Here is a 26847-nt window from a genome sequence, read left to right on the forward strand (position 1 = left end):
TACAATAATCATCGCCGCAGGCGATACCTTCATTCCTCACTCCTCATTCCTCACTTCTCACTTCTAAAAAAAGGGGTTGACAAAAGGGTGAAAGTGTGCTATAGTCATATCAATAGGTTTAAATGCTAAGACGGAAATAAGTAGCCTTTTGCGAAATTTCAGAGAGCTTTCGGTGGGTGTGAGAAAGCATTTCTACAAAGTGTGAATACATTCCTGAGCTGTTCGCTGAGAAAGCTTTTGCGTAAGGCGAAACGGTTTGCACACGTTACAGTGCTATGGCTTCGCTTTCTGCTGAGCCTGTAAGGTCGGGAGTTTCCCGATAAACTGAGGTGGTACCACGATAATTCGTCCTCTGACAGATATTCTGTCAGAGGGTTTTTTATTTATGTACCGCAAAAAAATAATACGGAGGTATGAAAAATGACAGTATTTGAAGAACTGAAAAGAAGAGGTCTTCTCGCTCAGCTTACTGATGAGGAGGAGATAAAGGAGCTTATCAACGCCGGCAAGGCGACTTTCTACATCGGCTTTGACCCGACCGCTGATTCGCTCCACGTTGGTCACTTTATGGCACTTTGCCTTATGAAACGTTTGCAAATGGCAGGCAACAAGCCTATCGCTCTGCTGGGCGGCGGAACAGGCATGATAGGCGACCCTTCGGGCAAGTCTGACATGAGAAAGATGCTCACAAAGGAAACTATCGAGCACAACGTTGCTTGCTTTAAAAAGCAGATGAGCCGTTTCATTGATTTCTCTGACGGCAAGGCTCTTGTGGTAAACAACGCTGACTGGCTCATGGACCTTAACTACATCGACGTACTTCGTGATGTTGGTGCTTGCTTCTCTGTAAACAAGATGCTTACATTTGAGTGCTACAAGCAGAGAATGGAAAGGGGTCTTACCTTCCTTGAGTTCAACTACATGATAATGCAGTCCTACGATTTCTACAGACTTTTCCAGGATTACGGCTGTAATATGCAGTTCGGCGGTGACGATCAGTGGGCTAATATGCTGGGAGGTACTGAGCTTATCAGAAAGAAGCTTGGCAAGGACGCTTATGCAATGACTATCACTCTCCTGCTCAACTCCGAGGGCAAGAAAATGGGCAAGACAGAAAAGGGTGCGGTATGGCTCGACCCTGAAAAGACTTCTCCATACGAGTTCTATCAGTATTGGAGAAACGTTGGTGACGCTGACGTCATCAAATGCCTGAAGATGCTCACATTCGTTCCTATCGAGGAGATAGAAGAAATGGAGAAGCACATGGAGGGTGCTGAATACAACAAGGCTAAGGAGCTTTTGGCTTACGAGCTGACAAAGCTTGTTCACGGCAAGGAGGAGGCTGACAAGGCTGACGCTGCGGCAAAGGCTATTTTTGCAGGCGGCGGAAACAGCGACGACATGCCTAGCACGACTATTGCGGCGGCTGACCTGACTGACGGCAAGATAGGTATTCTTACGCTTCTTGTTAAATGCGGACTTTGCCCTTCAAACGGCGAGGCTAGACGTCTTGTTACTCAGAACGGCATTGCGGTGAATGGCGAGAAATTCACTGACCCTAAGGGTCTTGTTGATCTCTCTGAGCCTGTTGTTATCAAAAAGGGTAAGAAGATCTTCCACAAGGCTATTGCGGAATAATATAGTGCAAAATAATTTCCACGGGTGGACAGAAGTTCACCCGTTTTTTGTACATAAATATATGGTATTTTGCAATATTCATAAACATTCACACAAAATACATATAAGGTTTAGCTATATTTAAAGTTATTCATATATACTTTTAATCAAAGGAAAGTTTACACGAAGCATACGAAAAAATCACGAAAAGAGGCGTGGATATGAATGGCAATCAGGAAGTGTTCAGACGGATAGAGAAAAAATATATCGTTGATGAACCGACTTATGAAATGCTTATAAAAAAACTCGAAGGGCATTTTGTCAGAGATAGATATTACAAAAGCACTATCTGCAACATATATTATGACACACCAAGTCATCAGCTTGTAAGAAGCTCCATTGAAAAGCCTGTTTACAAGGAAAAGTTGAGAGTGAGGAGCTACGGTGTACCTAATGATGAAGACATGGTCTTTGTGGAGCTTAAAAAGAAATACAAGGGTGTGGTCTACAAGAGGCGTATCGAGATGACCCTTGCACAGTCCCGTGACTTCTTTGCAGGCAGAGATATACCTCACAGAAATCCGCAGATAGAGAACGAGCTGAAATATTTTCTCAAATTCTATGAGGGCATTGCTCCTGCAATGTATCTAAGTTATGACAGGCTTGCTTACTGCGGTGCAGAAGACACGTCCCTTAGGCTGACCTTTGACACGCACATTCTTTACCGTGAGGAGCAAAAGGAGCTTGACAAGGGCATTTGGGGAAAAGAGCTTCTGCCTGCTGGCGTGAGGGTAATGGAGATAAAGATACCGAACGCTATGCCTCTTTGGCTATCGGCTATACTTGACGAACTGGAGATATACCCTGTGTCATTCTCAAAATACGGAACTGCGTATCTTAATGAATTTTCTGAAAAAATACATAAAGGTAAGGTGATAAGCTGTGCTTAATTCAACTACTCTTGCGGCTACTACTGTGACCACCACTGAAACGACCGTGGCGGCGATAACTACAAACGAATTTATTTTCTGCACTGCGGCTTCGTTGGTGCTTGGTCTTATAATAGCGTTTGCATTCAACTTCAGGCAGAAAAAAACAAAGAGCTTTATGATGACGCTTGCTTTGCTGCCTGTGATAGTACAGGTAGTGATAATGCTTGTAAACGGAAACATCGGTACCGGTGTGGCTGTTATGGGTGCATTCAGCTTGGTAAGATTCCGTTCTGTACCGGGAAGTGCCATGGACATATGCGCTATATTCCTTTCAATGGCGGTGGGTCTTGCAACAGGAACGAACCACCTTGCGTTGGCTCTTATGCTTGCTGTGTGCGTGAGCCTGCTGAACATTATTTACACGCTTCTGCCTATTGGCAAAAAGAAGTCGGGTCACAAGGAGCTTAGTATCACTATCCCTGAAAGCCTTGATTACACTGAGGTATTTGACGATATATTTGAAAAGTATCTTTCAGAATGTGAGCTTGTTTCGGTAAAGACCACAAATATGGGAAGCCTTTTCAAGCTGAGATACCGCATAGAGCTAAAGGGTGACGCTAACGAAAAGCAGCTTATTGACGAACTTAGATGCAGAAACGGCAACCTTGAGATAATGTGTGCAGTGGCAGCAGACATTGATGAACAATCATTCTGACAAAATAACAAAAGTATCCATAAGCAAAACCGCACAAGGCTAAAGCGGTCTTGTGCGGTTTTTTTCAACCTTTTTTACCATACAAGGGGGTATTTTTCATGAAAATTTCGGACACTAAAAAGATGGCAGCTATCACGGCGGCGTTTTTTATCACGGTAACTGCTTTTTCAGGCTGTTCAGAGAGTGCAAATTCTTCACAGACCGCAAGCAGCGCTTCGCAGGCGGCAAAGTCTGACATTGACGCAAGCATTGCGGCAGAGGACATTGACGTTGGATATGACGAGGAAAGCTCAGTAGGGATTACATTTGCTGATGGCAGTGCGGCTATAGACGGTGAGGGTGCGACCGCTGAGGGGGAAACTGTTACCATTTCGCAGGCAGGAACTTACATTCTTTCAGGCACGGCGACCAACGGCAGGATAATCGTTTCAGCAGACAAGACGGCTGAAATAAAGCTTATTTTCAATGGAGTTGACATAACTTGTGCTGACAACGCTCCCCTGCTCGTGAGCAAAGCTAAAAAAGTTTATATCGTGCTGGAGGACGGCACAGAGAACGTTTTGACGGACAGTGCAAGCTACTCTTTAGGAGAAGATGACAGCAACACAGACGGTGCTATTTTCTCCAAAGCCGACCTTACTATAAACGGCAGCGGTACACTTACTGTGAATGCAAACTACAAGCACGGCATAGTTTCAAAAGACGATCTTGTTATCACTGACGGAAATATCAATGTGACCTCGGCTTCAACCGCTATGGAGGGCAAGGACAGCATTAAGATATCTGGCGGAACATTCAACATTTCCGCAGGCACGAACGGCATAAAATCCACTAACACAGAGGCTTCTGACAAAGGCTTTATAAGCGTGACAGGGGGAAGCTTCACAGTAGTCGCAAACAATGACGCATTCGAGGCGGAAACCGTGCTTTCTATCGAGGACGGAAGCTTTGACATCACCACAGGCGGTGGAAGTGCAAACGCTTCTATGAAGTCTGACGGCACACCAAACAGCGATTGGCATAACAACATGGGAAACGGCGGCGGTGGTCCGAACGGCGGAATGGGCAGACCTGACGATAACAGAAACGGCATGGGCGATGACCCTCCTACAATGCCTACGGCTGACAACACAGGGCTGACTATCGAGGCTGCGGCTAACACTACTACAGACAGCGACAGCACAGATACAACGGACAGCACATCAACATCTGCAAAGGCGTTAAAAGCAGGCAGCGAGGTAAACATAAGCGGCGGCGAGTTCAAGATAGACTCGGCAGATGATTCTGTACACAGCAATGGAAACATTGTGGTAACAGGAGGAAATATTTCTGCGGCGTCAGGTGATGACGGTATGCACGCTAGCGGAAACCTGACCATATCCGATGGCACTGTAGACATCCCAAAGAGCTACGAGGGTATCGAGGGATCTATCGTGACAATAGACGGCGGCACCATATCAGTAACAGCGAGCGATGACGGAATAAACTGCGCAGGCGGAAGCGATACTGGATCAACAGACAGAATGGGGGCTGACCAATTCTCGGCACAAGAAGGTGTTGAACTTAACATCAACGGAGGAACTGTAACCATTGACGCTGACGGCGACGGACTTGACTCAAATGGCAATTTCACAATGGCAGGCGGTACAGTTTGCGTTTGCGGACCTACTAACGGTGGAAACGGCGCACTTGACTACAACGGCACTGCAACTGTAACAGGGGGAACGCTCATCGCCTGTGGTGCAGTTGGAATGGAAGAAGGCTTCGGTGACAACTCCACACAATACAGTGTTCTGCACGATCTTGGTTCGACAGTTTCAGCAAACGAAAAACTGACTATCACTGACAGTGACGGCAAGGAGATCTTAAGCTTTACCCCTACAAAGACTTGGCAGAGCGTTGTATTCACAAGCACTGACCTGAAGGAAGGCGAAACCTACACCATTACGGCAGGGTCGCAGTCGGAAACCGTGACTATTGACGGCATTGTTACTTCTAACTCCTCGGGAAAGAGCTTTGGCAAAGGTCATGGCGGAGGACGTGGTTTCTGATATAAACGAAAAAAGGACGAGCTTGGGGTTCGTCCTTTTTTATTTGGCTGATTTATCGTTCATAGTATGCGGGACGTCGTATTTTTGCAAAGCAAAAATTGCGCTGCTCCCCTACATTTGTGTAATATAAATCGTATGGACGAACAGTGTTCGCCAGTTTTTGCTCACCTTTGTTGTATCCATACGCAAAAAAGACCGCCTCATGATGAAGCGGTCTTTAGTAAGCAATTTAGTTTTGGTTGTGCAGATTATGCAAGCTCAGCAAAGTACTTGATTGTTCTTACCATCTGTGATGTGTAAGAGTTCTCGTTGTCGTACCAAGAAACTACCTGTACCTCATAGAGGTCATCAGCGATCTTAGATACCATTGTCTGAGTAGCATCGAAGAGTGAACCAAATCTCATGCCGATAACGTCAGAAGAAACGATTGGATCCTCGTTGTAGCCAAATGACTCAGAAGATGCAGCCTTCATAGCAGCGTTGATGCCTTCAACTGTTACGTCAGCACCCTTTACAACTGCTGTAAGGATTGTTGTTGAACCTGTTGGAACTGGAACTCTCTGTGCAGAACCGATGAGCTTGCCGTTAAGCTCTGGGATTACAAGACCGATAGCCTTTGCAGCACCTGTTGAGTTAGGAACGATGTTTGCAGCACCAGCTCTTGCTCTTCTCAGGTCACCCTTTCTGTGAGGACCGTCGAGGATCATCTGGTCGCCTGTGTAAGCATGGATAGTGCTCATGATACCGCTCTGGATAGGAGCATACTTGTTAAGAGCATTAGCCATAGGAGCAAGACAGTTTGTTGTGCAAGATGCAGCTGAAATGATTGTATCGTCAGCTGTAAGTGTCTTCTCGTTTACTGAGAATACGATCGTCTTAAGATCGCTGCCTGCAGGAGCTGAGATAACTACCTTCTTAGCGCCAGCGTCGATATGAGCCTGGCTCTTTGCCTTTGAGCAGTAGAAACCTGTGCACTCGAGAACTACGTCTACACCGATCTCACCCCAAGGGAGCTTAGAAGCGTCTGCTTCCTTATAAATTGTAAGAGTCTTGCCGTCAACAGTGATAGTATTAGCCTCATCATCAGCTGATACTGTGTGAAGGTTCTCACCGATCTTACCACAGTAACCGCCCTGAGCTGTATCATACTTAAGAAGATCAGCGAGCATTGAAGGCTTTGTCAGGTCGTTGATTGCAACTACCTCGTAGCCCTCTGCGCCAAACATCTGTCTGAATGCAAGACGTCCAATACGTCCAAAACCATTAATTGCGACTTTAACTGCCATAATTAATTTACCTCCTAAAAATTTTTCTGTATTTATTATACTACATTTTTCTATACATTGCAAGTGTTTTTACAAAAAACTTAGAACTTTTTTTCTTTAAGGCAATACCGCAAAGCCACCTGCGTCCTGATCCGTCAAAGCACTGCTAAATTCTTTAAAATGTGATCAAATATTGATGATTTTTTATTGACTACCCCGACAGTTTAGGTTATAATATTTACATGAGATCTTTATGAAAGGCAGGCTAACAAAGTGGAACTGACATCTTCTGTGAAAGAGATATACGCTCAGTCTGAGGAAAACATTATCCTCACTGACGCTGAACTTAATGTCATTTGGAAAAATCATGGCGATCTGCCTGATGTTATAGATATTTCTGCTTTATGCGATACTCCGGAAAACGCTTTCATTCTGCCTGTTGAAAAGACAGCTACCTTTGAATATAAGGGCAGGTTTGCTGACTCGGCGGCAATGCGGTTTGAACCGCTGAGAGATAATGGCATTATAACGAATTATCTCATACACTATTACTCCTGCATGGACATAGAACGTCTTTCGGACAAGTCTGGATATTTACGCTTCAAATCGAATTTTCTCGGCAACATAAGGATGGAGCTTTCTAAAATGTTAGCGATGCTTGACAGCCAAAAGAAATCCTTTTCTTCAAAAGCCGGCACTGAATATGAGCATTTTGACCATGAGGCAAGGCTTCGTATACTAAAGACATTTTCCGCAACGGTGAACATGACAGAACTTGCAAAATATTTCAGCGGCAATTTCACAACTGAATATCAGAGCCTGTCAGACATATGCGGTGAGGTGTGCGACGAAGAAGGCAATTTGCTTGAGGAGGACGGCTGTATTTTCAGATACTCCATTGACCCGTGCATTTATTTTGAAACAAACAAAAGCCTTATTAAAAATGTGCTTGTAAATCTGCTTGTGAACGCATATATGTACAATGACAAGGAACAACGGCAGGTGGAGCTTATCCTAAAAACTGAGGACGACAGGATAATACTGTCAGTAAATGATAACGGCAACGGCATGACAGACGATGTATGGCAGGCGGCTATCACGCCATTTGGTACATTCCAGAAATACAGTAGCAGCGAGGCGTTGGGGCTTGCACTGGCAAAATGCTTTTGCGACCGTTTTGACGGTGAACTAAGTTATCGCAGCGAGATCGGCAAAGGCACTTGTGTGACCATGAGTTTCCCATGTGACAGCCGTGGTTTGCCGAAAGAGTTCCATGTGAGCAGAATGCCACCCATACCGAACCCATACGGCAGTACCTACTGCATAATGGCTAAGGGGCTTGACCCGCTGAAATAGGGTTTGGGCAATATACAGAGCAAGTGAATAGATGGGATACAAAAAAGGCAGTGCCGATTTTCTCGGTACTGCCTTGATTATTTTATGGAAATTAGTCCTTGATGATAGACTTACCTGTCATTTCCTTTGGCTGCTCAAGACCCATGAGTTTGAGCATTGTTGGTGAAAGGTCAGCAAGCACGCCGCCCTCTCTGATAAGAACATTGCCTGCGCCTGCGATAATAAGAGGTACAAGGTTGGTTGTGTGGGCTGTGAATGGAGAGCCGTCGTCTTCCATCATCTTATCTGCGTTGCCGTGGTCTGCTGTGATAAGTGCTATACCGCCTTTTGCAAGAACTGCGTCAACCGTTTTGCCTACGCACTCGTCAACTGCTTCTACTGCTGCTACGGCTGCGTCGAACACGCCTGTGTGACCTACCATGTCGCAGTTTGCATAGTTGAGGATAATTGCGTCATACTTGTCAGACTCTATTCTCTTGAGAACTTCGTCGCAAACAAGATATGCGCTCATTTCAGGCTGGAGGTCATATGTTGCTACCTTTGGTGAATTGATGAGGGCTCTGTCCTCGTTCTCAAAAGGAGCTTCTACACCGCCGTTGAAGAAGAATGTAACGTGTGCATACTTCTCTGTTTCAGCGATTCTAAGCTGTGAAAGACCCTTCTTTGCGATATACTCGCCGAAAGTATTTTCAAGGCTTGCTGGTTTGAATGCAACGTCAACGTTTGGCATTGTTGCGTCATACTGTGTCATGCAGACATAGTAAAGTGGGAATCTGCCATTTCTTCTCTCAAAGCCTGTGAAGTCGTCGTCAACGAGAGTTCTTGTTATCTCTCTTGCTCTGTCAGGACGGAAGTTGAAGAAGATAACGCTGTCGTTTGCGGATATCTTGCCGTTCTCATCGATAACTGTAGGAACAACGAACTCGTCTGTAACGTCAGCGGCATAGGAAGCCTTGATAGCGTCAACTGCGTTATCAGCCTTATTGCCCTCGCCGTATACCATTGCGTCATAAGCCTTGCCTACACGCTCCCAACGGTTATCTCTGTCCATTGCATAGTAACGTCCCATTACTGTTGCTATCTTGCCGACACCAATTTCCTTGAGCTTTTCTTCAAGCTCAGCTACGAAGTCAACTCCGCTTGTAGGAGGAACATCTCTGCCGTCCATGAAGCAATGAACGTATACCTTTGTAAGACCTGCTTTCTTAGCAAGCTCCAAAAGACCATAGAGGTGTGAATTATGTGAGTGAACGCCGCCGTTTGAAAGAAGTCCGAACAGGTGGAGTGCGCTGTCATTCTTCTTGCAGTTCTCAACGGCTGCTGTGAAAGCTTCGTTTGAGAAGAATTCGCCGTCCTTAATAGACTTTGTGATTCTTGTAAGCTCCTGATAAACTATTCTTCCTGCGCCGATATTTGTATGGCCTACCTCTGAGTTACCCATCTGTCCCTCAGGAAGTCCAACGTCCATGCCGCTTGCACCGATAAGAGTGTGCGGATAGTTGGCAAGAAGTCTGTCGATATTAGGTGTTTTGGCAGCTCTGATAGCGTTGCCGTAATCCTTGTGATTATAGCCGAAGCCGTCCATAATTATAAGTGCTATGGGTTTCTTTGACATATTTCTTAGTCCTTTCAACATCATTTATATTCGTATTATCCCCAATAACCGCCCTTTTCAAGAAAGCTCAGGACATATTCCTTAAATTCCTTAGCGGTATCGTCGCTTGTGTAATAGGTCTTTGCGCCGATACGGACATAATTACTCTCTCCTGACTCATAGTAGATAGCTGGACCTTCTGAACATTTTATATCCAGCCAATCGCCGCCAACAACGTACTCCTTTGAATCCGGATCTTTTTCCTCTGCGTTCTCAGTTACCTTTTTGGTGAACTCTGCGGTTTTGTCGAGAAGCTCGCTGTCTGTGAACTCAACGCCGCTAAGAAGCTTACTAGAGTCCATTTTGATAGTTACATTTTCAAGCTTAGCCTCAGATGTTGTCTGAGAGCTTTCTGCCGTTGGTGCGCTGCTTTCGTCAACGCTTCCGCAGGCTGCAAATGACATACACATGGATAATACTAATGCTGCAAATATTAATTTTTTCATATTTGCGTCCCCCTGTTCAAAAAAAGCAGAGGACAGCCGCAGCCGTCCCCTGCGGAACTTTTTATTTGTTTGTTCTTGTGACGAATGATATTTTGCCCCTAGATATCCGTCTGTTAATTAGCCCTCAACAGCAGCCTGAACGATAGTATTGAAGTCAGCAGCCTTCAGTGAAGCACCGCCGATAAGACCGCCGTCTACGTTCTCCTTAGAAAGAAGCTCTGCGCAGTTCTTAGCGTTCATTGAGCCGCCGTACTGAATTGTAACTGCCTCTGCTGTAGCCTCGTCATAGATCTTAGCAAGTGTTGCTCTGATGAATGCGCAAACTTCCTCAGCCTGATCTGCTGTAGCTGTCTTGCCTGTACCGATAGCCCAAACTGGCTCGTAAGCGATAACGGACTTCTTAACGTCCTCTGCTGATACGCCGAAGAAATCAAGCTTTACCTGTCTTGCGATAACTTCCTCTGTGATGTTGCACTCACGCTCCCAAAGAAGCTCGCCAACGCAAACGATAGGCTTCAGACCGGCTGCAAGAGCTGCCTTTGTTCTCTTGTTTACTGTTTCGTCTGTTTCACCGAAATACTGTCTTCTCTCAGAGTGACCGATAACAACGTACTCAACGCCAAGCTCAACGAGCATATCTGCTGAGATCTCGCCTGTGAAAGCACCGCTCTTCTCAAAGTGAACGTTCTCTGCGCCGATCTTTACGTTTGAGCCTGCTGTTGCGTTGATAGCAGTTTCAAGGTTTGTGAAAGGTACGCAAGCGATAACTTCTACCTTGCCCTCAGCGTTTGCAACAAGTGGCTTGATAGCTTCGAGAAGCTCCTTAGCCTCAGGTCTTGTCTTGTTCATTTTCCAGTTTCCTGCAATAATTGCTTTTCTTACAGCTTTTTTCATGATAAAAAACTCCTTTATTTTTTATAGGGAACAGAAAAACTGCTCCTGCTAGTTTTCCAAGTCTATTATACAACATTCACTCGTATTTGTCAACTAATTAACAAAGAACCTCCGCTGTTTTTTACCTTATTTTTTCTTTGATCTTGACGGTGGGAGCTGTTCATACATTGCTTCCACAAGTCCTTTGAGATGATCCTTATCATCGGTATTATCCACAAGGTACATTGGCTTTGCACCTTCATAGGGCATCTCTAACGTTATGTCTTTAAGATGATCTTCTGCAGCTTTCACGGACTTCACAAGAAGTCTGTTATCATAAATGCCACCGAATATTCTGTCCTTATAATATAATATATACTCACCAAACATTTTTCTTGCTCGGATATCTTCAAGCTCGCTGAGCTGTTCGAGTATGTATTCAAAATAACTCTCATCAGTTGGCATATTTTCTCCTTAAAGCTTGTCGATAAGCATAACAGCGCCGAAAATCCCCAGCAGCACGCCGATAGCTATCGCCGCATAACCGAACGGTGTCTTTTCCTCTTTCTGCTCTGCTTCCTTTTCTTCCTCGGTGACTTCCACCTTTGATTTTTCGTCGTCAAGATAAAACTCCTGCGGATTCTCAGGATTATACTTTATATCGATCATATCCCCTTTATTATAACCGTTGTCTGTAACTATCTGGGTATACTTTTCTCCGTTCACAGTATAACCTATTTTCCATTCAACAAAGACCTGATCTTCACCGCCGCTAAAAGACGGCATTGTTGTTTTTACCTTCTGCAAAGCCTTTGCCTGCATTGGCTCATAATGGTCTTCTTCGGGAATATTCTGTTCTTGATCCGGGAAAAACCGATAGCCTTTAAGCGCCTTGATACCGAAATATATCAGCCCTATTCCTGTAAGGAACAGAATTATCCCTCCGATTCCCTGCCAGCCAAGGTTAACGCCTGCCAAAACACTGACCTTGAAATTTTCAGCTAAAAGCATTAATTCGTTCATTCCGTCACCTCGTTTCTTTCAGAGGAATCGGGCGAGATAATGACAATATGTCCGCTTTCCGACCCGCTGTCCTCGAAGGTTTTCATATTAAAAGTATGTATGAAAGTCATTATAGAGATTACAGCAAACACCGCTGCAAAAGCTCCGAAAAAAATTCTCATGCTTATCCCGTAAACAAATTCGCCGCGGCATTCATTTTCAATTTCGGCGATACCGTCTGCATAATCCGAAAGGTAAAAATCGTCGGGATCATTCTCACCATAACATATATTTACATAGCCGTCGTTAAGAATGTTTTCGATAAATTTGCGGTAAACTATGCCGCTTTGATCTGTATATTCGATTTCAAGCTGGTTTACATAGGAAGTATACGCTCCCCTGCTTTCGGAAAAATCCTCATATTCGGATCTGCTTTCCCCTACTACCTTAGCAAACGTTTTAACATATTTACTGCAATCATCGGAACTTTCTGAATTTCCGTAACGCTTACAGCCGATCTTTACAAATCCAACTGCCGCCAGTGCCGACGCAACAGCCAATATACAGGCAAAAACAAATGCCGCAGTAATACTGCTTTGTGAATAGTATACTGTCAAAACCAAAGGTTCACGGTAAATCATTGATACCCCCATAATTAAAAAGGGGCAGGCAAATGACTGCCTGCCCCAGCTTTTAAGTCGAGCAAATATATAAATTACTTGTCGGCAATAACGTCGATACCCGGAAGAACCTTGCCCTCGAGGTATTCAAGTGAAGCTCCGCCGCCTGTTGAGATGTGTGACATCTTGTCAGCGAAACCGAGCTGGATAACTGCTGCTGCTGAGTCGCCGCCGCCGATGATAGTTGTAGCGTCTGTTTCAGCAAGTGCCTTTGCAACTGCGATAGTACCTGCTGCAAGTGTTGGGTTCTCAAACACGCCCATAGGACCGTTCCAAACAACTGTCTTTGCAGACTTAACAGCCTCGCCGAAGAGAGCCTGTGTCTTTGTGCCGATATCAAGGCCTTCCTTGTCAGCTGGGATCTTATCAGAATCAACAACTTCTACGTCGATAGGAGCGTCGATAGGATCAGGGAAACCTGCTGCAACTGTTGTGTCGATAGGGAGAAGAAGCTTCTTGCCGAGCTTTTCAGCCTTTGCCATCATTTCCTTGCAGTAGTCGATCTTTGTATCGTCAACGAGGGAAAGACCAACTTCCTTGCCCTGTGCCTTGAGGAATGTGTATGCCATACCGCCGCCGATGATAAGTGTATCGCACTTTTCGAGGAGGTTTGAGATAACGTTGAGCTTATCAGCAACCTTTGCGCCGCCGAGGATAGCAACGAATGGTCTAACAGGAGTTTCAACTGCATTACCGAGGTAGTTGATCTCTTTCTGCATGAGGTAACCAACTGCTGTTTCCTTAACGAACTTTGTAACGCCTGCTGTAGAAGCATGAGCTCTGTGAGCTGAACCGAAAGCGTCCATTACGAATACTTCGTCGTCAACGAGGTCAGCAAGTTCCTTAGCGAAAGCTTCGCCGTTCTTTGTTTCCTCTGCGCCTCTGAATCTTGTGTTCTCAAGAACAACGATATCACCGTCAGCCATTTCAGCAACTGCCTTCTTAGCGTTGTCGCCAACAACTGTATCGTCAGCAGCAAATGTTACCTTTGTTTCAGGAAGAAGCTCTGCAAGTCTTGCAGCAGCAGGAGCAAGTGAGAACTTAGCCTCTGGGCCGTTCTTTGGCTTGCCGAGATGTGAACACAGAACTACCTTGCCGCCGTCAGCTACCAGCTTCTTGATAGTTGGGAGAGCAGCTGTTATTCTGTTATCGTTTGTAATAACGCCGTCCTTAAGAGGAACGTTGAAGTCAACTCTTACGAGTACCTTTTTGCCCTTTACATTAATGTCATCAACAGTAACTTTGTTTAAACCTGCCATTTTAAAGACACCTCTCAATTTAATTTTTTAATTCACGTTGTTAAAAAACTAACAACCTTACCTTTATTATATAACATACCGTCATAAAAATCAAGTATTTTTTTATAATTTTTACCCTGATTTTATAACTTTAGGCTTTTAAAGTGCGTCCACCTTTATCTCTCCGTTGTCAGCGGATATTGCCACGGCGGACACCACACCCTCGCCCTTGTCTATAAGCAGTTCGGCTATCTTATCCTCCACCTCGTTTCTTATGACACGGCGGATATCTCTTGCACCAAGCTTCTGACCGTATGCCTTATGTGCGATAGCTTTCAAAGCTTCATCTGTATATCTCAGGCTGATATGTTTCTCCTCCAGCGGCGACTTCATCTCGTCCAGCATAAGACCTGCTATGCCTGCGAAATTCTCCTCTGTGAGCGGATTGAACACAACTATCTCGTCTATTCTTCCAAGAAACTCAGGTCTCAGGAAATCTCTCAGTGCTTTCATTGCCTTATCCTTGGCAATATCGCTGTCTGTCTTATTGAAGCCCACACCTGTATCTCTATCAGTCGAGCCTGCGTTTGATGTCATGACGATAACTGTGTTCTCAAATGAAACGCTTCTGCCCTGTGAATCGTTGATACGTCCCTCGTCAAGTATCTGGAGAAGTATGTTCATAACGTCAGGGTGAGCCTTTTCTATCTCGTCAAAAAGTACCACTGAATATGGTCTGCGGCGCACCTTTTCGGTAAGCTGGCCTGCTTCGTCAAAGCCTACATATCCCGGAGGTGAGCCGATAAGCTTTGATACTGAGTGCTTCTCCATATACTCGGTCATATCAACTCTGATAAGCGGCTCGGTGGCGTCAAAAAGCTCTTCTCCAAGAACTTTCACAAGCTCTGTTTTTCCAACGCCTGTTGGGCCGACGAAAATAAACGAAGCCGGTCTGCGGCGTTTTGAAAGCTGAACCCTTGTACGCTTTATTGCCTTTGCGACCTTATCAACAGCTTCGTCCTGGCCGATAACACGCTTTGAAAGGGCTTCTTTAAGATGCTTTATCTTGTCATACTCGGTCTGAGCTATCTTATTGGCAGGGATACCTGTCCAAAGCTCTATTACCTTTGATATATCTTCCTCTGTGACCTGAACGTTTTTAAGAGTTTCTTCCACCTCTTTGAGTCTGTTCTGGATCCTGAGTATCTCGCCCTTTTCCTTTGCGATTATCTCATAGTCAGGGTCTGACTTCTGTTCGTAATCCTCAACGAGCTTTTCATGCTTTTTAAGCTCCTCGTTAAGTGCGTCGAACTCCTCTATTTCAGGTGTTCTGATACTTGTGCAGGCGCAGGCTTCGTCAAGAAGATCTATCGCCTTGTCAGGGAGAAATCTATCGTTGATATATCTTTCAGAAAGCACTGCACACTCTCTAAGCATATCGTCTGATATCTTTACTCTATGGAAATTCTCGTAATACTGCTTTATGCCTTTGAGGACTGTGATTGTGTCCTCAACTGTCGGCTCGGAAACTGTTACAGGCTGGAAACGTCTTTCAAGTGCAGAGTCCTTTTCGATATACTTTCTGTACTCCTTGAAAGTCGTTGCGCCTATTACCTGTATCTCGCCTCTTGAAAGGGACGGTTTCAGGATATTAGCCGCGTTCATCGTTCCCTCATTGTCGCCTGTGCCAACAAGGGTATGCACCTCGTCTATAAAGAGGATAACATTGCCCTGCTCTTTTACTTCCTCTACAAGTCCTTTACAACGGCTCTCGAACTGTCCTCTGAACTGGGTGCCTGCAACAAGTGCGGTAAGGTCGAGGAGGTAAAGCTCCTTATCCTTGATATGGAAAGGCACATCTCCGCCAACTATCCTCTGTGCGATACCCTCGGCAATGGCTGTTTTACCAACGCCAGGTTCGCCTATAAGGCATGGATTGTTCTTCTGACGCCTTGACAGAATGTGGATAACTCTTGATATTTCCTTATCTCTGCCCACAACGTTATCAAGCTTGCCCTCTCTTGCTTTCTGAGTAAGATTTGTGCAATAGTTGTTGAGAAATTTAAGCTTTTTCTTTTTGTCCTTTGGCTTGTTCTCTCCGCCCTCATCGGTGGCTTTAGGCATACCTCCTGCGAGGTTGCTGAAAAGATTGGCTGCGTCACCGCCGAAAAGATTGCTCAGGAAGTTCGTTCCGCCTGGCTCAAAATCGTCCCCGTCGGAAGCCTCCATAAGCTGATTTGACATTGCTTCAAGGTCATCGTCTGAGATGCCCATTGCCTTCATATAATCGTCCACCTGCGAAATGCCAAGCTCCTTAGCACAAACAAGGCAAAGTCCCTCGTTCTTCTTGTGCTGAGGGTCCTTGGCGTTCATCTGTGAGATGAACACCACAGCAGGACGCTTTTTACATCTTGAACACATTAACATTTTTATTTGCTCCTTTCCTTACTGATACACCTTACGGTAATCATTTATACAGAATATCAAAGAAGTAACTGAACAGATAGGTATTTTCAAAAACTGCGCTGTTGAACTTGGGAAGCTTGTTCTCGGTGGCGTTTATCACAGTGCAGACCATAAAGGCTATCAACACCAGATACAGACCGCCTTTGCAAAGACCAAGCGCCATGCCTGCAAAACGGTTTGCCGCTGTCAGACCTGCCATTCGGGTAAAAACTCCCGACAGACGCAGGATAAGCCTTATGACTATCTCCATAAGCACATACACCGTCATGAACACGCAAAGCCTTATAAAAGTCAGGGCGATCGGTCGGAAAATGTTCTTTTCCAGATACTCAGCACCAGTTCTGCCACCCTCAGAGAGAGCCTTGACGGCTTCGTCTATCTGATCGGCAGTGAACTTCACCGCCTTAGACAGACTTTTTCCAAGCTTATTGCCCTCCAGCTTTTCGCTGAGCTTTTGGGGCATAACGCTGTGGATATACTCTGAAAGCTCCTCGCCCTTTTGCTGAGCGGTATCAAGGTCTGTTCCCTTTGAAACAAGCAGCTTTTCGGTATTCTCCGCAAGAGTGCCAGCCCCGGACAGGACGTTTTTTATCTCCTCGTCTGAAAGGTCGATATCAACGCCCTCGTTTTTCAGTTCATTGCTAACAAGCTTTGAAAGATCCGTCTGTTCAGCGGCGTTTTCAAGACTCGTTATAAGCTGTGTTTTGAAATATTTGTTATATACATTTTCAGCCGACATATTGGCTATAAGAAAAGCCACAAGAACGGCTGCCACTGTTCCGAGCATTGTGATGACATATCTCACAAAGCCCTTACAGTATCCTGTCAGAGCGGTCACGATAAGGATCATTATAACTGCTCCGTCAAAAAAATATGCCATATTTTCCTGCCTTTCGTCAGGTCTCGAAAGCTATTTTGTTTATCTCATGCAGACCTAGGAAATAAACGCTGTCGTTGAGGTAAACAAAGTCAAGATACTCAGAGGACACTGCCGCTGTTGCAAGTAGATTTCCCGCACTGTCATAGGCTTCTATATTATCCTCGCCGAGAAGGATCACCTTCTTGTTCTCTGCGGTCATTTTCTTAGGCTTGCCGCTTTGAGTATAAACAACGCTGTCAGGCTTATCCCCGTCAGAGTCCGAACGGAACACCGCAAGAGTTCCTGTTTTACGCTGTATGCCATCAAATGCTACTGCGGCGGTGGTATCTGTCAGGGCATAGTCTGAAAGCTCCTCAGGATATTCATACTGCATAAGTATTTTACCATTGCTGTCAAGCTTGTAGAAGCAGGTATCGCCCACTACCCAATAATCGCCGTTATCGTTTCGCTGAACGGCAACTGCGAGAGTTTCAAGCTGTTCGCTCTTCATCTTCTCCTCTGTGCTGTCAAAGGTCACATAATAGATGACCGAGCGTAACGCTCCGCCGCTGCTGGAAAATGTTGAGATACAGCAGCCGCTTCCGTCTTTATCAAAGCTTATATCAAGTATTCTTCGTGAGCTTGACCACTGATATATCTCTGCTCCCGAGGAGTCATAAACTGTCAGCACTGCGGCATATTTCTCAGTCTGGGTGACCACTGCAACTGTGCTGTCAGGGGCTATCTCCGCCAAAAGTATAGACTGGTCTATATCCTTTGAAAGCAGCTCGCCCTTTTTATTCAGCACTCTGAAAGAATTTCCGCCGTTATCGTAAACGAGCACACGCTTTCCGGATGTTCTTACAACAGGGTTTGCAAAGTTGTGAGAATTATCCGATATCTTATTGCCAGACTCGTCATAAAAAGCAATGTTCCTGTCGTCAACTCGAACTATACCGTCGGAAAGCTGTTTTATAACATTTACTGAGCTTTCATCAAAGGTCAGCGGGAAATTTCCACTTTGCTTTTTGCCGTCGTTTACTATAGTGGCATGAGGTCTGTCCAAAATGCCCTCAAGCTTCGGCACCCACACTCCTCTTGAAGCATAAACGCCCACACCAAAAGCGACCACAACTGCTATGGCGGCTATCTTTTTATAGAGCTTTTTGTTTTTCTCTTTCTTTCTTGCCGCTCTTATATCGGTGACGTTGGATATTTCCTCGTCAGACCTCTCTGCTTTCTCGGCTTTCTCAGCCTTTTTCTCTTTTCTGCTTTTATGCTCGGATTTTTCCTCTTTGCTTTCTGAAGCCTGCTCTTTATTTTCACCGCCTGATACTGTTATCTTGCTTTCATCAGCTTTTTCAGGCTTTTCCTCCTCGGCTTTATCCTCGGTGTTCGTCAGCTCTATTCTGCTTCGTGACTCCTCGGCTTCTTCCGCTTCTTTTCGGAGCTGTTCTTCCTGCTCACGTTCCGCCGCTTTCTGAGCCGCCTTTTTCTGACGCTTTATCTCTCTGAAAGTAACGTTCGGCATAGGCTCTTCTGCACCGTGAAACTCGTCACGCTGAACAAAATCCGTCTGCTTGGTTATTCTTATTGTTTTTTCTTCTTTGGTAGGCGGATTTTTCTTTCTCCGCCTGCTCTTTGATCTTTTATCATTCACCTTGTTCAGATCCTTTATCTTTATCATAATACACTTCGTTAAGATACAATCCCTGCGGCGGAACGGTCTTTCCGCCTCTTGTTCTGTCCTTTGACGCAAGTATATCGGGTATTTGAGTTTCTCCTATCTTGCCCTCATTTATAAAAATAAGCGTGCCTACCATTATCCTTACCATATTGTACAGAAAGCCGTCTCCCGAAACTGTAAATATCACAAGCTCGCCCTCACGTCTTACATGGAAAGAGAATATAGTCCTAACTGTATTCTCTTTTGTGCAATCGGTGGAACACATGGCTTTGAAATCGTGCGTTCCCACAAAATCCTGTGCTGCTTTATTGAGCTTTTTTTCGTCTATTGGAAACCAACTGCGGTAGGCTGTATCTTTATAAAATGGATTTTTTATCTCGCTGTTATGTATAATATACTCATACTCCTTGCCGCTGCACATATATCTTGCGTGGAAATCAAGGGGAGCTTTTTCGCACTCCAGCACTGAAATATCGTCCGGCAGCTTTGAATTAAGTCCGAAAACTATCCCACGGCAGGTTATTGTGGACTCTATAAGAAAGCTTGCACAAAATCTTCTTGCGTGTACTCCTGCGTCTGTTCGTGAACAGCCGTTCACTGTGACGGTCTGTCCCGTCAGCGAGAGGATAGCTTCTTCAAGCACCTGCTGGACGGCAAGGGCGTTGTTCTGCCTTTGCCACCCATGATATGCTGTGCCGTTATAGGCAAGTATTATCCTGAAATTTGTCATGAGTATATCCCGTTTCTTTAGTCGAGTGTTATGGAATCTATATTGTCGATCCTTATTATTTTTGTCAAGTCCTTTTTCTTCTCGTGTACGATGAGCTTTACCCATTCGTCATCGACATCAAGAATGGTGCATCTTGTACTGAAAAAACCGTCGCCGTCAATGGTACATTCTCTGCCGATAAGTTCTTTTATAATGCCTGACATTTTACTTCCCCCATTTACATTTCTCTCAAGTTTCTTGACTTTTCTTTCCAAAGTGTCAAGTCTGTCGTCCTGATCCATATCTTTAAAAACACTGCTCATAATACCCCTCCTAAACGACTATATTTATGACGATAACGCCTGCAAGGAACAGCACGCAGAATATAGAGCCGTAGAGATCGACTATGCTCATATGGAGCTGTTTCATTCTTGTTCTGCCCTCTCCGCCGTGATAACAGCGGCACTCCATAGCGAGAGCCAACTCCTCGGCGTGTCTGAACGATGCCACAAAAAGCGGTATCAGCACTGGGATAAGGGCTTTGGCTTTCTGAATGAGCGAGCCTGTTTCCATATCCGCTCCTCTTGCTTTCTGTGCTGACATTATCTTGTCTGTTTCCTCGATAAGGGTAGGGATAAATCTCAGGGCAATAGTCATCATCATTGCAAGCTCATGGACAGGCACTTTTATCTTTTTCAGCGGTGAAAGCAATCTTTCGATAGCGTCTGTCAGGTCGATAGGCGAGGTGGTATAGGTAAGAAGCGAAGTGCCGACAATAAGGCAGATTATCCTTATCATCATGAACACTGCCGTGTCAACGCCTTCATCGGTTATCTTGAGAAATTTCCACTCAAAATAAGCTTTGCCCGTTCTGATAAAAAGCAGATTGAGTATCGCCGTAAATATTATTATCGGCACGATAGGCTTCAAGCTTTTTAGCATGAGTTTGCCGGGTATTTTCGATATGATAAAAGTGAGGATAGTAAAAGCTATGCCCACAAGAAGTCCCCACACGCTGTTTGCGGCGAAAAGCATTACTATGAAAACCGCCGTCATTATTATCTTTATTCGTGCGTCCATTCGGTGAATGACAGAATTTCCGGGAAAATACTGTCCTATAGTAATATCCTTTATCAAGGTATATTCCTCCAATTTTCTATCTCAACTTACACAGTCCTGCTCTCTGCTCATATGGGTCAAAGGCAGTCCGCTGCTTACTTATTCTTTTTCTGCTCCAGCATTTCAAGGATGACCTTTTTCGCATAGCCAACTGTATACACATCGTCCTTAATATCTATGCCCATGGCTTTGAGCCTGTTTATAACTCTTGTTATCTGCGGCACTGCAAGTCCCATTGACACAAGCTCCTCAGAGCGGTGGAACACCTTCACGGTATCGTCATAACAGAAAAGCTTCGATTCGTTCATGACGAGTATCTTTGAAACGTTCTTTGCGATATCCTCCATAGAATGGGATACCAGCAAAACAGTGTTTTTCATCTGCTCATGATACTCTCTTATAAGACCAAGTATCTGCTCTCTGCCCTTTGGGTCAAGACCCGAAGCAGGTTCGTCAAGGATAAGCACCTTTGGGTTCATTGCCATAACGCCTGCTATAGCCACACGCCTTTTCTGTCCGCCCGAAAGCTCGAAAGGCGATTTGTCAAGTATCTCAGGGCTTAGCCCCACCATTCTTGCGGCTTCTTTCACATACTTGTCTATCTGATCTTCCTTGATACCCATATTCTTAGGTCCAAATGCGATATCCTTATAACAGGTCTCCTCAAAGAGCTGATACTCAGGATACTGAAACACAAGACCCACCTTAAATCTTATAGGGCGAAGCCTTGATTTATCGTCCCACAGCCTTTCTCCGTCTATATAGACGCTTCCGCTCGTGGGCTTCAAAAGACCGTTGAAATGCTGGATAAGGGTAGATTTGCCTGAGCCTGTATGTCCTATTATACCCACCATTTCGCCGTCATTTATCTCTATATTAACATTGTCTACGGCTGTTTTGCGAAAGGGTGTGCCCTCGCCGTAAACATAAGTCAAGTTTTCCGTTTTAATTACTGCCATTGTTACTCCCTATCACTTAAGCATTTCATAAAGCTTCTGAACGCACTCGTCCTCGTGGATTATCTCGGTGGAGATGTCATAACCTGCCTTTTTAAGCTCCCAGCAAAGCTCTGTCACCTGCGGCACGTCAAGTCCCAGATTTTTCATGGTTTCCACATTTGAGAATATCTTCTTCGGAACGTTATCCATTATGACCTCGCCGCCGTCTATTACAACAACACGCTGTGCCTGTGCGGCTTCCTCCATATAATGGGTGATAAGCACGATAGTAACGCCCTGCTCGTTGAGCATTTTGACAGTTTTCATTACCTCGTCCCTGCCGTGAGGATCGAGCATGGCGGTAGGCTCGTCAAGAAGTATACAATCAGGCTTCATTGCGATTATGCCAGCGATAGCCACACGCTGTTTCTGTCCGCCCGAAAGCTTATGGGGTGCATGAAGTCTGTATTCATACATACCGACGGTTTTAAGAGCCTCGTCAACACGCCTGCGTATCTCATTCGGCTCAACGCCCATATTTTCAAGGGCGAAAGCCACGTCCTCCTCCACGATAGTTGCAACTATCTGGTTATCAGGGTTTTGGAATACCATGCCCACCTTTTCTCTTATGGGCAGGAGGTTATTTTCGTCCAAAGTGTCCATGCCGTTCACATAGACAGCCCCCGACTCAGGGAGATTTATAGCGTTTATGCACTTTGCAAGTGTAGATTTGCCTGAGCCGTTATGACCAAGCACTGCCACAAACTCGCCTTTTTCTATGTTCAGATTTATGCCCTTGAGCACCTCTGTTTTCACAGGCGGCTCTTCAAGGTCGTTCACATAGGAAAAGTGCAAATCCTTTATTTCAATAAAACTGCTCATTTTACTTTCCTTACTAAATTCTGTTTATTCCTTACTATCAGGCTGTTCTTTCTGTTCAGCCTTTCTTTCCTTATGCTTTTCGTAAACATTTTCGGCTTTGTCTATTCCTTTATCAAGGAGCTTTTCAGCCTTGTTTTTTACCTTTTTGCCCGTTTCGCTCTCGGCGAACTCGTGGGCTTTTTCCTTTCCCTTTTCAAACAGCTCTCCTGCTTTGCTCTTTATCTTCTGCCCCTTTTCACTTTCGGCGGCTTCATGGGCTTTTTCCTTACCCTTTTCAAGCATATTTCCTGCCTTGTGTTTAAGTTCATCAAAATCAAAAGACATAATGTTTCCTCCTGTCTGAAATTTTGGTCTATACCTTATTATAGTATATGGGTATGCGAACGCTGTTCGCCCCTACATATTGCCCATAAGCTTTTCAATATCTTTTACTGTTGGCGGATAAAGTGCGATAGGGAACTTTTCCACCGCCGCACCTGCCACAGCACAAGCTGTTTTCACCAATGTATCGTCATCAAGACCTTTATAAAGCCCATATACAGCGCCTGCCTTAAAGCTGTCCCCTGCGCCAAGTGTTGACACTACGTCAACTTTAAATGCAGGGCACATCTTTGGCACAGCACCCTTTCTGCCATACATCGCACCCTTTTCACCAAGGGTAAATATCACAAGCCCGTCTGTATTATCTGTATAAAGCCTGAAAAGCTCATCATAGCTTTTATCTGGATAATATTCATCAAGGTGCTGATGAGATATGCAATTTACTGCACAATGCTCATGGATATAACTGTCATAGGCACAATCTATGGTGACGTATTTCTTGCCATATTTTACGCAATACTCAGCTATCTTATCACCAAAATAAGGGTCAGCCGCAACACAGGCTGAATTTTTCACTGACTCCTCCGAAGGCTGTTCATAAAAAGGCTCCGAACGTGAATAAAGCTTATCCCACTCGCCAAAACAGGTGCGTGTATTTTTATCTATGATAACATAGTCGGTCACGCCCTCGAAACCCTCTGTAACAAGCTCCGAAAGGTCAGCGGTCTTGTCTGCAAAATAATCCTTTATAAGCTTTTCATTGCCGCTTCCAAGGTGAGTGCCGCCAAGCTTTACAGGCACATTCAGACTACAAAGAACAGCCGCCGCTGTTCCGGTCTCACCACCGACAAGGTGATATTTTTCCTTTATCTCTGCCGTGCCGTCTGCCTTTGGAAAATCACCGTCAAGAAGGAACGAACAGGTGGAGATCATTTGACCGTACATATAAACATAATTCTCAGCATATTTCATGTGAACACTATTCCTTACTATAGCAAAGCTATTTCTGCCAAATTGCCGTTGAACCGCATGGAAGCACACCGCCTGTTGCCTCAACAGGCAATCCTATCTCATCAGCCGTGACGTTTCCTCCGAACTTTGTGCCGAGGACATCTCTCAGGATATATGCCATAACTGAGGGTGAAAGTCCTGTGGTATAGCTGTTGAGCAGGAAGAAAAGCGGCTCGTCGCTCAAAACGCCTGAGCAGGTCTTTACAAGGTCATAGATACAATCTTCAAGCTTCCATATCTCTCCGCCGGGTCCTCTGCCGTAGGACGGAGGATCCATAACGATAGCGTCATATGTCTTTCCACGGCGTATCTCACGCTGAACGAACTTTTCGCAATCGTCCACAAGCCAGCGAATAGGCTTATCGGAAAGCCCTGACACAGCGGCGTTCTCTCTTGCCCACTGCACCATGCCCTTTGATGCGTCAACGTGTGAAACGCTTGCACCTGCTTCGGCACAGGCAAGGGTAGCTCCGCCTGTGTATGCAAAGAGGTTTAACACCTTTATCTCTCTGCCTGCGTTTCTTATTTTGTCAGCCATGAAGTCCCAGTTCACAGCCTGTTCAGGAAAAAGACCTGTGTGCTTGAAGCCCGTTGGTCTGATTATAAACTTCAAATTCTTATAGCCTATGTTCCAGCTTTCAGGCAGGCGCTTTCTGTATTCCCATTCGCCGCCTCCCTTTGAGGAGCGGTGATAAATGCCGTCTGCCTTTGTCCAAAGGTCAGAACGCTTCGGTGACTTCCAGATTATCTGAGGGTCAGGTCTTACAAGCACCTTTCCACCCCAGCTTTCAAGCTTATCTCCGCTTGAAGTATCTATTATCTTATAGTCTTTCCAGTTTTCTGCAATTCTCATATTTTTTATCCTTATATAAAATTTACTTTTTCCACGGCCTTTTATTTTCCGTCCAGCCCTTTGCCTGCCAATATGCACTGTCAGCAGGATTCCAGCCCTTTTTGTTTGCAAAGTGGAAAATAGTGAAATACATTCTGCCCTTAGCACTGACCTTTGGCTCAAAGCTGTCGCTTTTAAGCTTTGCAGCAATGCGATCAGTCTTTTTCTCTATCTTCGCAAGCATTTTGTCGGAAACCTTGCTCCAGCTCGTTGCGTGTATGCCGAAGCCTATCTTATATATCTTAGGCACTCCCCAGAATGACAAGCTATCCGCCATATCTTTGTTAGTGCTTTTCATACCTGCACCTGCGGCTGTAGATATAACCACAGCACGCTTTGAGAACATTTTCTCCTCTGGACGGTGGACTATCCAGCGCCAACCGTAATGGTCGAGCCATGCTTTCATCGAGCCTGTGCAGTGGTAGACATACACAGGGGAAGTAAGTATCAGCACGTCTGCTTCGTCCACCGCTTTGGTGATAGGGTCGAGCTTTTCAAAGTGAGGACACTTTTCTTCGCCTTTCATAAAGCAATTGGTACAGCCGCAGCAGAACTCGCCGAAATCTCTCGGCAGGAAGAACTCTGTCACCTCGCCGCCAAGTTTATCGGCTAACATTCTGCCTATATGATATGTAGAGCCTTTATGGTTTTGACCATTTATCAAAGCTATTTTCAAAATATCACCTTACATTTTTTCGATAAGCTCCGCTATCTTGTGTGCATATTCTGTGATTATGCCTGTTCTCTTGCCCTCTATCATAACACGAACAAGTGGCTCTGTGCCTGACTCACGGACAAGTATCCTGCCCTCGTCCCCAAGCTTTTCGGAATACATCTTGATAGCGTCTGTTATCTCAGGGACTTTATCCCACATACCCTTTTTGTCTGCTGTTATCTTAACGTTCACAAGTACCTGCGGATAGCACTCCATGCAGGAAGCAAGCTCGCTTGCCTTTTCGCCTGTGCATTTGAGGACTGTCAGAAGCTTTGTTCCTGTCAGCTCACCGTCGCCTGTGTTTGCATAGTCAAGAAGAATGATATGACCTGACTGCTCGCCGCCGATATTATATCCGCCTTTGAGCATTTCTTCAAGGACGTATCTGTCGCCCACCTTTGTGGTAGCTGCAACGATACCGTTTGCTTTTGCATACTTAAAGAAACCGAGGTTCGTCATAACGGTAACAACGCAGGTATTATTTTTGAGGATACCCATGTTCTTCATATATTTTGAGAAGATAGCAAGTATCTTGTCACCGTCGATAAGCTCGCCCTTTTCGTCAACTGCAAGACATCTGTCAGCGTCGCCGTCAAAGGCAAGACCTATATCGCAATGGTTATCAACAACTGCCTTTTGCAGACCCTCGATATGTGTTGAGCCGCAATCCTTATTTATATTCGTTCCGTCAGGCTTATCGTTGAGCATTATGCACTTTGCACCAAGTCCCTCAAAAATTCTCTGTGCGCACACGGAAGCTGAGCCGTTTGCACAATCAAGCGCCACACGGATACCATTGAAATCTGTCTGAACTGTTTTCATAACGTAGCGGATATAATCCCAAGCTGCGTCCTTTTCGTAATAAACGTGACCTATATCGCAGCCGTCTTTCAGCTCTATCTTCTCAGGTGTGTCAAGGATAAGTGCTTCTATCTCGTTTTCTATCTCGTCAGAAAGCTTGAAGCCTGTGCCTGAGAAAAGCTTTATGCCGTTAAACTCAACAGAATTGTGTGAAGCGGATATCATAACGCCTGCGTCTGCGTTGTATTTCTTTACAAGCATTGCAACGGCAGGGGTAGGAACAACACCGAGTATATGAGCGTCTGCACCAACTGAGCAAATACCAGCCACCAGTGCTGACTCCAGAATGTCGCCTGAGATACGGGTATCCTTGCCTATGATTATCTTAGCCTTGTGGTTTGTTTCCTTCGTGAGCACCATTGCGGCAGCTCTGCCTATCTGCATAGCAAGCTCACAGGTAAGCTCTGTAATAGCTACTCCTCTTGCGCCGTCAGTTCCAAATAATCTTCCCATAATAATTAGCTCCTTTTCGAGGTCATACCTCTATATTATTTTTTATTTATGTAAACTCTATATTAACACACATATTAAATTTATCCGATACAATTTTTATCAAAG

At 45.0% G+C, this 26847-nt stretch carries 26 protein-coding genes and 1 other annotated feature; of the genes, 5 read left to right on the top strand and 21 right to left on the bottom strand.

Annotation, left to right across the window (positions count from 1 at the left end):
* Positions 1-118 precede the first annotated feature (118 nt).
* Positions 119-356: a binding site (T-box leader), on the top strand.
* Positions 357-420: 64 nt separating this feature from the next.
* The 4 genes from tyrS (at position 421) to DW015_RS01845 (ending at position 5315) form a co-directional block, all read left to right on the top strand.
* A complete protein-coding gene (gene tyrS, locus DW015_RS01830; RefSeq protein WP_117878221.1) occupies positions 421-1638 on the top strand; it encodes a tyrosine--tRNA ligase in 1218 nt (405 codons plus the stop codon).
* Positions 1639-1838: 200 nt separating this feature from the next.
* Positions 1839-2567 (top strand): polyphosphate polymerase domain-containing protein, encoded by a 729-nt coding sequence (locus DW015_RS01835; protein ID WP_117903770.1) that lies wholly within the window; start codon positions 1839-1841, stop codon positions 2565-2567.
* Positions 2560-3264 (top strand): DUF4956 domain-containing protein, encoded by a 705-nt coding sequence (locus DW015_RS01840; RefSeq protein WP_347500996.1) that lies wholly within the window; start codon positions 2560-2562, stop codon positions 3262-3264. Before DW015_RS01835 ends, DW015_RS01840 begins: the two co-directional genes overlap by 8 nt.
* Before the next feature lie 98 nt (positions 3265-3362).
* A complete protein-coding gene (locus DW015_RS01845; protein WP_117903772.1) occupies positions 3363-5315 on the top strand; it encodes a carbohydrate-binding domain-containing protein in 1953 nt (650 codons plus the stop codon).
* 248 nt (positions 5316-5563) lie between these two features.
* Here the strand turns inward: DW015_RS01845 and gap are convergent, their stop codons facing one another.
* Positions 5564-6601 (bottom strand): type I glyceraldehyde-3-phosphate dehydrogenase, encoded by a 1038-nt coding sequence (gene gap, locus DW015_RS01850; protein ID WP_117903774.1) that lies wholly within the window; start codon positions 6599-6601, stop codon positions 5564-5566.
* A 252-nt stretch (positions 6602-6853) separates the two neighbouring features.
* On the opposite strand from gap, the gene DW015_RS01855 reads away from it, so the two are divergent.
* A complete protein-coding gene (locus DW015_RS01855) occupies positions 6854-7936 on the top strand; it encodes a HAMP domain-containing sensor histidine kinase (protein ID WP_117903777.1) in 1083 nt (360 codons plus the stop codon).
* Positions 7937-8027: 91 nt separating this feature from the next.
* Here the strand turns inward: DW015_RS01855 and gpmI are convergent, their stop codons facing one another.
* From gpmI to glmM, 20 genes are all read right to left on the bottom strand, one after another.
* Positions 8028-9551 carry a 2,3-bisphosphoglycerate-independent phosphoglycerate mutase gene (gene gpmI, locus DW015_RS01860; protein WP_046441635.1) on the bottom strand — a complete coding sequence of 508 codons (1524 nt, stop codon included), beginning with the start codon at positions 9549-9551 and terminating at the stop codon, positions 8028-8030.
* Positions 9552-9586: 35 nt separating this feature from the next.
* Positions 9587-10036, bottom strand: coding sequence for a hypothetical protein (locus DW015_RS01865; protein ID WP_117903779.1), 450 nt, complete (start codon positions 10034-10036; stop codon positions 9587-9589).
* A gap of 117 nt (positions 10037-10153) precedes the next feature.
* Complete coding sequence (gene tpiA, locus DW015_RS01870) at positions 10154-10930, bottom strand: triose-phosphate isomerase (RefSeq protein WP_022287442.1); 777 nt, start codon at positions 10928-10930, stop codon at positions 10154-10156.
* A gap of 126 nt (positions 10931-11056) precedes the next feature.
* A complete protein-coding gene (locus DW015_RS01875) occupies positions 11057-11374 on the bottom strand; it encodes a TfoX/Sxy family protein (RefSeq protein WP_117903781.1) in 318 nt (105 codons plus the stop codon).
* Positions 11375-11383: 9 nt separating this feature from the next.
* A complete protein-coding gene (locus DW015_RS01880; protein WP_117903783.1) occupies positions 11384-11932 on the bottom strand; it encodes a hypothetical protein in 549 nt (182 codons plus the stop codon).
* The gene (locus DW015_RS01885; RefSeq protein ID WP_117878208.1) at positions 11929-12552 is read right to left on the bottom strand and encodes a hypothetical protein; all 624 of its coding nucleotides are present in this window, start codon (positions 12550-12552) and stop codon (positions 11929-11931) included. Before DW015_RS01885 ends, DW015_RS01880 begins: the two co-directional genes overlap by 4 nt.
* A 74-nt stretch (positions 12553-12626) precedes the next feature.
* On the bottom strand, positions 12627-13850 hold the full coding sequence (locus DW015_RS01890; RefSeq protein WP_117903784.1) for a phosphoglycerate kinase: 1224 nt from the start codon (positions 13848-13850) through the stop codon (positions 12627-12629).
* 138 nt (positions 13851-13988) lie between these two features.
* Positions 13989-16256, bottom strand: coding sequence for an ATP-dependent Clp protease ATP-binding subunit (locus tag DW015_RS01895; protein ID WP_117903786.1), 2268 nt, complete (start codon positions 16254-16256; stop codon positions 13989-13991).
* Positions 16257-16296: 40 nt separating this feature from the next.
* A complete protein-coding gene (locus tag DW015_RS01900) occupies positions 16297-17175 on the bottom strand; it encodes a CvpA family protein (RefSeq protein WP_117903788.1) in 879 nt (292 codons plus the stop codon).
* 16 nt (positions 17176-17191) lie between these two features.
* Entirely contained in the window at positions 17192-18841 is a 1650-nt protein-coding gene (locus DW015_RS01905; protein WP_117903790.1) for a DUF5711 family protein, read from the bottom strand.
* Positions 18807-19571, bottom strand: coding sequence for a tRNA pseudouridine(38-40) synthase TruA (gene truA, locus DW015_RS01910; RefSeq protein WP_117903792.1), 765 nt, complete (start codon positions 19569-19571; stop codon positions 18807-18809). Before truA ends, DW015_RS01905 begins: the two co-directional genes overlap by 35 nt.
* Positions 19572-19588: 17 nt before the next feature.
* Positions 19589-19873 carry a hypothetical protein gene (locus DW015_RS01915; protein ID WP_117903794.1) on the bottom strand — a complete coding sequence of 95 codons (285 nt, stop codon included), beginning with the start codon at positions 19871-19873 and terminating at the stop codon, positions 19589-19591.
* Between the two features lie 10 nt (positions 19874-19883).
* Entirely contained in the window at positions 19884-20687 is an 804-nt protein-coding gene (locus tag DW015_RS01920) for an energy-coupling factor transporter transmembrane component T (RefSeq protein WP_041337616.1), read from the bottom strand.
* A 77-nt stretch (positions 20688-20764) separates the two neighbouring features.
* Positions 20765-21628 (bottom strand): energy-coupling factor transporter ATPase, encoded by an 864-nt coding sequence (locus DW015_RS01925; protein WP_022287451.1) that lies wholly within the window; start codon positions 21626-21628, stop codon positions 20765-20767.
* A 12-nt stretch (positions 21629-21640) separates the two neighbouring features.
* Positions 21641-22489, bottom strand: coding sequence for an energy-coupling factor transporter ATPase (locus tag DW015_RS01930; RefSeq protein WP_022287452.1), 849 nt, complete (start codon positions 22487-22489; stop codon positions 21641-21643).
* 24 nt (positions 22490-22513) lie between these two features.
* A complete protein-coding gene (locus DW015_RS01935; protein ID WP_117903796.1) occupies positions 22514-22813 on the bottom strand; it encodes a hypothetical protein in 300 nt (99 codons plus the stop codon).
* 72 nt (positions 22814-22885) lie between these two features.
* On the bottom strand, positions 22886-23782 hold the full coding sequence (locus tag DW015_RS01940) for a PfkB family carbohydrate kinase (RefSeq protein WP_117903798.1): 897 nt from the start codon (positions 23780-23782) through the stop codon (positions 22886-22888).
* A 28-nt stretch (positions 23783-23810) separates the two neighbouring features.
* Positions 23811-24674 carry a class I SAM-dependent methyltransferase gene (locus DW015_RS01945; RefSeq protein WP_117903800.1) on the bottom strand — a complete coding sequence of 288 codons (864 nt, stop codon included), beginning with the start codon at positions 24672-24674 and terminating at the stop codon, positions 23811-23813.
* 22 nt (positions 24675-24696) lie between these two features.
* Positions 24697-25377, bottom strand: coding sequence for an NAD(P)H-dependent oxidoreductase (locus DW015_RS01950; RefSeq protein ID WP_347500997.1), 681 nt, complete (start codon positions 25375-25377; stop codon positions 24697-24699).
* Between the two features lie 21 nt (positions 25378-25398).
* Positions 25399-26742 (bottom strand): phosphoglucosamine mutase, encoded by a 1344-nt coding sequence (gene glmM / locus DW015_RS01955; protein WP_117903804.1) that lies wholly within the window; start codon positions 26740-26742, stop codon positions 25399-25401.
* Between the last annotated feature and the right edge of the window lie 105 nt (positions 26743-26847).

This window comes from Ruminococcus sp. AF37-20 (assembly GCF_003460465.1).
Taxonomy (GTDB): Bacteria; Bacillota; Clostridia; order Oscillospirales; family Ruminococcaceae; genus Hominimerdicola; species Hominimerdicola aceti.

What these genes read in the sequence shown, in the direction of transcription:
- tyrS (WP_117878221.1), top strand. Translation starts at nt 421, where the DNA reads ATGACAGTATTTGAAGAACTGAAAAGAAGAGGTCTTCTCGCTCAGCTT.
- DW015_RS01835 (WP_117903770.1), top strand. Translation starts at nt 1,839, where the DNA reads ATGAATGGCAATCAGGAAGTGTTCAGACGGATAGAGAAAAAATATATC.
- DW015_RS01845 (WP_117903772.1), top strand. Translation starts at nt 3,363, where the DNA reads ATGAAAATTTCGGACACTAAAAAGATGGCAGCTATCACGGCGGCGTTT.
- gap (WP_117903774.1), bottom strand. Translation starts at nt 6,601, where the DNA reads ATGGCAGTTAAAGTCGCAATTAATGGTTTTGGACGTATTGGACGTCTT.
- gpmI (WP_046441635.1), bottom strand. Translation starts at nt 9,551, where the DNA reads ATGTCAAAGAAACCCATAGCACTTATAATTATGGACGGCTTCGGCTAT.
- DW015_RS01865 (WP_117903779.1), bottom strand. Translation starts at nt 10,036, where the DNA reads ATGAAAAAATTAATATTTGCAGCATTAGTATTATCCATGTGTATGTCA.
- tpiA (WP_022287442.1), bottom strand. Translation starts at nt 10,930, where the DNA reads ATGAAAAAAGCTGTAAGAAAAGCAATTATTGCAGGAAACTGGAAAATG.
- DW015_RS01875 (WP_117903781.1), bottom strand. Translation starts at nt 11,374, where the DNA reads ATGCCAACTGATGAGAGTTATTTTGAATACATACTCGAACAGCTCAGC.
- DW015_RS01880 (WP_117903783.1), bottom strand. Translation starts at nt 11,932, where the DNA reads ATGAACGAATTAATGCTTTTAGCTGAAAATTTCAAGGTCAGTGTTTTG.
- DW015_RS01885 (WP_117878208.1), bottom strand. Translation starts at nt 12,552, where the DNA reads ATGATTTACCGTGAACCTTTGGTTTTGACAGTATACTATTCACAAAGC.
- DW015_RS01890 (WP_117903784.1), bottom strand. Translation starts at nt 13,850, where the DNA reads ATGGCAGGTTTAAACAAAGTTACTGTTGATGACATTAATGTAAAGGGC.
- DW015_RS01895 (WP_117903786.1), bottom strand. Translation starts at nt 16,256, where the DNA reads ATGTTAATGTGTTCAAGATGTAAAAAGCGTCCTGCTGTGGTGTTCATC.
- DW015_RS01900 (WP_117903788.1), bottom strand. Translation starts at nt 17,175, where the DNA reads ATGGCATATTTTTTTGACGGAGCAGTTATAATGATCCTTATCGTGACC.
- DW015_RS01905 (WP_117903790.1), bottom strand. Translation starts at nt 18,841, where the DNA reads ATGATAAAGATAAAGGATCTGAACAAGGTGAATGATAAAAGATCAAAG.
- truA (WP_117903792.1), bottom strand. Translation starts at nt 19,571, where the DNA reads ATGACAAATTTCAGGATAATACTTGCCTATAACGGCACAGCATATCAT.
- DW015_RS01915 (WP_117903794.1), bottom strand. Translation starts at nt 19,873, where the DNA reads ATGAGCAGTGTTTTTAAAGATATGGATCAGGACGACAGACTTGACACT.
- DW015_RS01925 (WP_022287451.1), bottom strand. Translation starts at nt 21,628, where the DNA reads ATGGCAGTAATTAAAACGGAAAACTTGACTTATGTTTACGGCGAGGGC.
- DW015_RS01930 (WP_022287452.1), bottom strand. Translation starts at nt 22,489, where the DNA reads ATGAGCAGTTTTATTGAAATAAAGGATTTGCACTTTTCCTATGTGAAC.
- DW015_RS01935 (WP_117903796.1), bottom strand. Translation starts at nt 22,813, where the DNA reads ATGTCTTTTGATTTTGATGAACTTAAACACAAGGCAGGAAATATGCTT.
- DW015_RS01940 (WP_117903798.1), bottom strand. Translation starts at nt 23,782, where the DNA reads ATGAAATATGCTGAGAATTATGTTTATATGTACGGTCAAATGATCTCC.
- DW015_RS01945 (WP_117903800.1), bottom strand. Translation starts at nt 24,674, where the DNA reads ATGAGAATTGCAGAAAACTGGAAAGACTATAAGATAATAGATACTTCA.
- glmM (WP_117903804.1), bottom strand. Translation starts at nt 26,742, where the DNA reads ATGGGAAGATTATTTGGAACTGACGGCGCAAGAGGAGTAGCTATTACA.